Raw genomic sequence first — 5,527 nt, forward strand, 5'->3', positions numbered from 1 at the left:
TGGTAAAGGGCAATGTGGGCGCCTTCGAGGACTGCGACCGCGCGGTGCGCGCGGTGGAGGCCGAGCTGGGGCCCGTGGACGTCCTGGTGAACAACGCCGGCATCACCCGCGACGGGGCCTTCCACAAGATGTCGCCAACACAGTGGTCGGACGTGATCCGGGTGAACATGGACTCGGTCTTCAACATGACCCGCCAGGTCATCGGGGGGATGCGGGAACGCGAGTGGGGCCGGATCGTCAACATCTCGTCGATCAATGGCCAGAAGGGCCAGGCGGGCCAAACCAACTACGCCGCGGCCAAGGCCGGGATGATCGGCTTCACCAAGGCCCTGGCGCTTGAGAATGCGCGCAAGGGCGTGACGGTGAACTGCATCTGCCCGGGCTATATCGACACCGAGATGGTGCAGGCCGTGCCCGAGGCCGTGCTGGCCTCGATCATCGCCCAGATCCCCGTGGGACGGCTTGGCCGGGGCGAGGAGATCGCCGACATGGTGGCCTTCCTGACGGGCGAGCACGCTGGCTTCGTCACCGGCTCGACCCTGTCGCTCAACGGCGGCCAGTACATGGCCGGCTGAGGACAGGACCGGTATGAGTGGCGTATTCAGGGGGCGGGGGCGTCGCAGCGTCCAAAATCCGCCCCAGTCGCCGTGCACTAACCGGTGCTGATGGACAAATCCCAATTTCCAGACAGGCGGACGCGGCTGAGACTCCTGTTGCTGGTGGCCCTGTCGGCGGCCTGCGCGGCGTCGGCCAGCGCCCAGTCCGTGACCGTCGGGCGCAGCGTCCTGTTCAGCCCTGGCGGCGTCCAGGCCGGACCGCCAGGCGCGCCGGTGGTGGCCCGCTATATCAGCGAGACGGGGGTACGCTTCACCTTCGACCGCAGCCAGCCCGTACCCCTGATGAAGTTCGATCGCAGCCCCGAGGTCTGGGTGCTCAGGGCCCAGCCCGCGCCGCGAGGGGACATCCTCTATCTAAACGACCTGGGCGAGCCGATCCTGAGGGCAAACCGGACCGGCGGGTTGACCGTCTTCACATTTGACCGGCCCGAAGGCCTGCTGGTCGCCCTTTCCGGCGCCGGCCAGACCCTGCGCATGACACCCCTGGGGCCACAGCAGCTGCTGGAGCGCCTGGCCCAGGCCAGCACCCGGGCGACCCGGGCCGCCCAGCGGCTTATCCCCTTCGAGGCCGACGCCTCGCCGGCCTCCTCGGCCCTGACAGCGGACGCGGCCATGGTCGCCGCAGAGGCCATCCTCCGCCTGACCCGGCTGCAGGACGGCCGGGAAATCCTGATGACGGTGAAGCGAGTGCGGCTGGTCGAGGGCCGCCAGGCCCGGGCCGAGCTCCGGCGGGGCGTGATCGAGATCACCGTGGCGCCCGGGCAGGGCCTGTCAGGCCGCCCCTCCTCCGACCGCATCCTGGCGGCGGCGGGGATCCGCTAGCCCCGGAAGCTGTCCTTCTCGGCGCGCAGGGCCGCAAAGGCGTCATGCGGGGGCAGCCCTGGCCGCAGGTGCGGCGCGCGCAGGAAGGGATTGGTGGCCTTCTCCTCGCCTATGGTGCTGGGCACGGTGGGCTCACCCCGCTCGCGGGCGGCGAAGACGGCGTCGGCCCGGGCGCGCACAGCCGGATCCGGATCCACCGACAGGGCGAACCGGGCGTTCGAGGCCGTGTACTCATGCGCGCAGTAGACGCGGGTCGCGTCGGGCAGGGCCGCCAGGCGCTGCAGGCTGGACCACATTTGTGCGGGCGAGCCCTCGAACATCCGTCCGCAGCCCAAGGCGAAGAGGGTGTCGCCCACGAAGGCGACGCCCGCCTCCGGTGCGTGAAAGGCGATGTGGCCCAGGGTGTGGCCGCCAGACTCCAGGACCTCGAACACCGTCCCGCCCAGGCTCACCGTCTCGCCGGGAGACAGGACACGGTCGACAGGGAACCGCCCTGAAACCTCGGCAGGACCCAGAAGCTCGCAGCCGGTGGCGGCCTTGACCTCGGCGTTCCCGCCGGCGTGGTCGGCGTGCCAGTGGGTATTCAGGATAAGGTCCAGCTTCCAGCCCAGCCGACCCAGCTCGGCCAGGACGGCGGTAGCGTCCGGCGTGTCGATGCAGGCGGTCCGGCCCGAAGCCTCGTCGCGGATCAGATAGCCGTAATTGTCGGACAGGCAGGGGAACTGGTGAACGGTCAGGGTCATGGCGTCCTTCCTCCGGCGCGCCTTCCGGACTTTCCGGGGCTCGCGGTTGGGCGCGACTAGGCCTAAATCTGAGGCATGCGGCAAGACATCTCTGATCTGGCGGCCTTCTACGCCTCGCCCCTGGGCCAGGCGGCCCGGGATATGGCGACACGCAAGATCCGTGAGACCTGGGGCGAGACCCGGGACCTGGAGATGCTGGGCGCGGGGTACGCAGCGCCCTACCTAGAGGCCCTGTCCAAGGACGCCGGGCGGGCGGTGGCGGCCATGCCCACTGGGCAGGGCGCGGACGCCTGGCCCCCCGGGCGTAGAAACCGTGCGGTCCTGACGGCGGAGGACGCCCTACCCTTCCCCAACGCCCGCTTCGACCGGATCCTTATGGTGCACGCCCTGGAGGAGAGCCTGGACCCGGAGGCCCTCCTGCGCGAGGCTGTGCGGGTGCTTGCCCCCGCCGGGCGCCTGATCGCCGTGGCCGCCGCCCGGAACGGGCCCTGGGCGCCGTTCGAGTCGACACCCTTTGGGCATGGCAGGCCCTATAGCCGCCGGCAGCTGGCCCGGCGACTCGAGGATGCGGGGCTGGCGCCCACCGGCTGGACCCGAGCCCTCTATGTCCCCCCCATCCCCGGGTTGGCCGGGTGGGCGGAGGGTTTCGAGCTGGTCGGCTCGCGGCTCTGGCGACCGGCCTCGGGCCTGATCCTCATGGAGGCGGTCAAGCAGACCCTCGCCCTGCAGCCTCGGCCGGTCACGGCCAAGGTCCGCCTCCGGGTCCGGGCGGAGGCGGCCGCAGGGGCGCGCCCCCAGCCCGCGGGGCGAGGGGGCGTTTCCCCCGAGCTTGGGGCTTGAACCTACGGCTGGGCTTCGCCACCCTGAGGGCAAGCTGACAGGAGACGGCATGCACCGACGACTCGCCCTGGTGACCGGCGCCTCCGCCGGGATCGGCGCCGCCCTCGCCCGAAGCCTGGCCGCCCGTGGCTATGACCTCGCCCTCACGGCGCGGCGGCAGGAACGCCTGGACGCCCTGGCCGATGAACTGCGCCTGAGGTTCGGTGCCGCATCCCTGGTCATCCCCGAGGACCTGGCGGACCCGGCCGCCCCGGCGCGCCTGCTGGCCGCCGTTGAGGTGGCCGGGCGCGACATTGACGTCCTGGTGAACAATGCCGGCTACGGCCTGCCCGGCGTCTTCGTGGAGACCGGCTGGCAGGAACAGGCCGACTTCCTGCAGGTGATGCTGCACGCCCCCACCGAACTCACCCATCGGCTGCTGCCCGGCATGACCGAGCGGCGCTTCGGGCGGATCCTGAACGTCGCCTCCCTGGCGGGCCTCCTGCCGGGCGCCCGCGGGCACACCCTCTATGCAGCGACCAAGGCCTACCTGATCCGCTTCTCGCAGAGCCTTCACCTGGAGACTACCGGCTCAGGGGTCCAGGTCAGCGCCCTGTGCCCGGGGTTCACCTGGTCGGAATTCCACGACGTGAACGGCACCCGCGAGACGACCCGGAAGTCGACGCCGGACTGGCTGTGGATGGGCGCCGACGAAGTGGCGGAGGCCGGTCTTGAGGCCCTGGAGGCCAACCGTCCGGTCTGTGTGCCCGGCGCACCGAACAAGACCATCGCCGCCCTCGCCAGGCTCATGCCGGAAGACTGGGCCCTGGCCCTGATGGAGTCCCAGGGTGGCCGGTTCCGGAAGACCTGACGGCCTCAGGACTGGTAGGGCTTGGAGGCCGCGTCGAGGATGAGGCCGTGGGTGGAGTCTGCGATTCCCGAGAGGATGAACTGGACCGCCATGGCGCACAGGATCAGCCCCAGGACCCGGACCACGATGGCCAGGCCGATCCGTCCCAGCAGGCGCGAGATGATCGGGGTCGCCCAGAAGGACAGCATGGTCGAAAGGGCGACCAGGGCGATCACGCCGACCCCGGTAAACACGCCGACCATGCCGTAATCCCGGGCCTCACTGGCGTAGATGATCACCGTGGAGATGGCGCCAGGCCCGATCAGCAGGGGCATGGCGAAGGGCACGATCATGGCCTCGAACCGCTTGCGGGCCTGGGCGGTCTGGCCACCCTCCAGGGCCTCCTCGCCCTTGGGTGCCATTGTGGCGGTGAAGTCGTTCCGCGTCATGTCGAGGCCGAGGAGCAGGAGCAGGATGCCTCCGGCGATCCGGAAGGCGGGCAGAGAGATACCGAAGAAGGCCAGCAGGCTAAGGCCCGTAAAGTAGAAGAAGACCAAGAAGCCCATGACAAACAGGGCCACAAAGACCGCGATCAGCCGCGCCGTGCTGTTCTTGACCCCTCGGGTCGCCGCGGCGAACAGGGGCACATTGCCCACCGGATCGATCAGGGCGAACAGGGCGATGAAGAAGTTGACGGCGAAATTGTCGGGGATCATGGGAGGCTCATACTCCAATTCGCCGACCCCGCCGACCCCGGAGACCGCAGGATGACGACGCCCGAAGCAGACCCCAGACTGATCGTTCCCCTGGACCAGCCGGGGCTGGCGGAGGCGCGCGCCCTGGTGGCGACCCTGGGCGACCGGGTGAGCTTCTACAAGGTCGGGCTGGAGCTGTTCGCCCGGGGGGGCATGGAGCTGGCCCGGGAGCTGAAGGCCCAGGGCAAGCAGGTTTTCATCGACTGGAAGCTGCACGACATCGGCGCCACGGTCGAACGCGCAGCGGCGGCCCTCGCCGACTCTGGCTGCGACCTGCTGACCGTGCACGCCGAGCCCCAGGTGATGGCGGCGGCGGTCCGCGGGGTGGGAAACTCGGGCCTGAAGGTCCTGGCCGTCACGGTCCTGACCAGCCTGTCGGACGAGGACCTCAGGGCGATCGGCTATAGCTCCGGTGCCCGCAGCCTCGTCCAGCGCCGGATCCACCAGGCCATGGCTGCCGGCTGCGCCGGCGTGGTGGCCAGTCCCCAGGAGGCGGAACTGGCGCGCAGCATCGGCGGCAAGGACTTCCTGGTGGTGACGCCGGGCGTGCGACCCGAATGGGCGGCCAAGAACGACCAGGTCCGCGCCGCGACCCCGGCCGAGGCCCTGCGGGCCGGCGCCTCGCACCTGGTATGCGGCCGGCCGATCTCGGCGGCGAACGACCCGGCCGAGGCGGCCCTGAAGGTGATCGCCGAGATGGCGGCGGTTCCGGCCTAGGTCTAGGCCTGAGCGGACGGGTGCCGATGGAGAGGGAACTGCGGCGATGCCGTTGACCCCCTCACCGGGCTTCGCCCGGAGCTCCCCCTGATGGGGAGCAATTAGAGGGCTCCAATTCCGCCCCCAAGGGGGAGGTGGCACGGGGCAACGCCCCGGGACGGAGGGGGCAGCTGAGGTGCCGTTGACCCCCTCAGTCGGCTTCGC

Annotated in this window: 7 protein-coding genes; 5 read left to right on the plus strand and 2 right to left on the minus strand. The window is 70.3% G+C overall.

Annotated features, from left to right (window positions below; translation table 11 throughout):
• A partial coding sequence (gene phbB, locus WCJ52_RS11170; protein WP_336903386.1) for an acetoacetyl-CoA reductase occupies nucleotides 1-575 on the plus strand: 575 nt, incomplete at its 5' end.
• Between the two features lie 144 nt (nucleotides 576-719).
• The gene (locus WCJ52_RS11175; RefSeq protein ID WP_336903392.1) at nucleotides 720-1,439 is read left to right on the plus strand and encodes a DUF4908 domain-containing protein; all 720 of its coding nucleotides are present in this window, start codon (nucleotides 720-722) and stop codon (nucleotides 1,437-1,439) included.
• Here the strand turns inward: WCJ52_RS11175 and gloB are convergent.
• Nucleotides 1,436-2,182 (minus strand): hydroxyacylglutathione hydrolase, encoded by a 747-nt coding sequence (gene gloB / locus WCJ52_RS11180; RefSeq protein WP_336903387.1) that lies wholly within the window; start codon nucleotides 2,180-2,182, stop codon nucleotides 1,436-1,438. The genes WCJ52_RS11175 and gloB overlap by 4 nt on opposite strands.
• A gap of 75 nt (nucleotides 2,183-2,257) precedes the next feature.
• Here gloB and WCJ52_RS11185 point away from each other — a divergent pair, with 75 nt between their 5' ends.
• On the plus strand, nucleotides 2,258-3,022 hold the full coding sequence (locus tag WCJ52_RS11185; RefSeq protein ID WP_336903388.1) for a class I SAM-dependent methyltransferase: 765 nt from the start codon (nucleotides 2,258-2,260) through the stop codon (nucleotides 3,020-3,022).
• A gap of 49 nt (nucleotides 3,023-3,071) precedes the next feature.
• Nucleotides 3,072-3,872 (plus strand): SDR family oxidoreductase, encoded by an 801-nt coding sequence (locus WCJ52_RS11190; RefSeq protein WP_336903389.1) that lies wholly within the window; start codon nucleotides 3,072-3,074, stop codon nucleotides 3,870-3,872.
• 5 nt (nucleotides 3,873-3,877) lie between these two features.
• On the opposite strand, the gene WCJ52_RS11195 is transcribed toward WCJ52_RS11190, so the two are convergent.
• Nucleotides 3,878-4,567 (minus strand): MarC family protein, encoded by a 690-nt coding sequence (locus WCJ52_RS11195; protein WP_336903390.1) that lies wholly within the window; start codon nucleotides 4,565-4,567, stop codon nucleotides 3,878-3,880.
• A gap of 51 nt (nucleotides 4,568-4,618) precedes the next feature.
• Here WCJ52_RS11195 and pyrF point away from each other — a divergent pair, with 51 nt between their 5' ends.
• A complete protein-coding gene (gene pyrF / locus WCJ52_RS11200) occupies nucleotides 4,619-5,323 on the plus strand; it encodes an orotidine-5'-phosphate decarboxylase (RefSeq protein ID WP_336903391.1) in 705 nt (234 codons plus the stop codon).
• The last annotated feature ends 204 nt before the right edge of the window (nucleotides 5,324-5,527 follow it).

The sequence above is a fragment of the Phenylobacterium sp. genome, from assembly GCF_037138395.1.
Lineage (GTDB): Bacteria > Pseudomonadota > Alphaproteobacteria > Caulobacterales > Caulobacteraceae > Phenylobacterium.